This window comes from Corynebacterium sp. HMSC076C10, assembly GCF_001812455.1.
GTDB lineage: Bacteria > Actinomycetota > Actinomycetes > Mycobacteriales > Mycobacteriaceae > Corynebacterium > Corynebacterium jeikeium_D.
Genome location: NZ_KV809099.1, coordinates 1 through 681, shown reverse-complemented (window position 1 = coordinate 681; position 681 = coordinate 1). Strand labels below are relative to the sequence as shown.

Sequence of the window (681 nt, the reverse complement as noted above, 5' to 3'; positions counted from 1 at the left end):
CCCTTGGGACCTACTCCAGCCCCAGGATGCGACGAGCCGACATCGAGGTGCCAAACCATCCCGTCGATATGGACTCTTGGGGAAGATCAGCCTGTTATCCCCGGGGTACCTTTTATCCGTTGAGCGACACCGCTTCCACAAGCCGGTGCCGGATCACTAGTCCCTAGTTTCCTACCTGCTCGACCTGTCAGTCTCACAGTCAAGCTCCCTTGTGCACTTACACTCAACACCTGATTGCCAACCAGGCTGAGGGAACCTTTGGGCGCCTCCGTTACTCTTTGGGAGGCAACCGCCCCAGTTAAACTACCCACCAGGCACTGTCCCTAACCCGGATCACGGGCCGAGGTTGAGATGTCCAATACGATCAGAGTGGTATTTCAACAACGACTCCACCCCAACTGGCGTTGAGGCATCACAGTCTCCCACCTATCCTACACAAACCGAACCGAACACCAATACCAAGCTATAGTGAAGGTCCCGGGGTCTTTTCGTCCTGCCGCGCGTAACGAGCATCTTTACTCGTACTGCAATTTCGCCGGGTCTGTGGTTGAGACAGCAGGGAAGTCGTTACGCCATTCGTGCAGGTCGGAACTTACCCGACAAGGAATTTCGCTACCTTAGGATGGTTATAGTTACCACCGCCGTTTACTGGGGCTTAAATTCTCCGCTTCGACCCGCAAA

The 681-nt window shown here is 54.9% G+C and carries 1 rRNA gene; it reads right to left on the bottom strand.

The annotated features are described in order from the left end of the window. Nucleotides 1-681: ribosomal RNA gene (locus HMPREF2857_RS03150) — 23S ribosomal RNA — on the bottom strand; the annotation flags it as partial.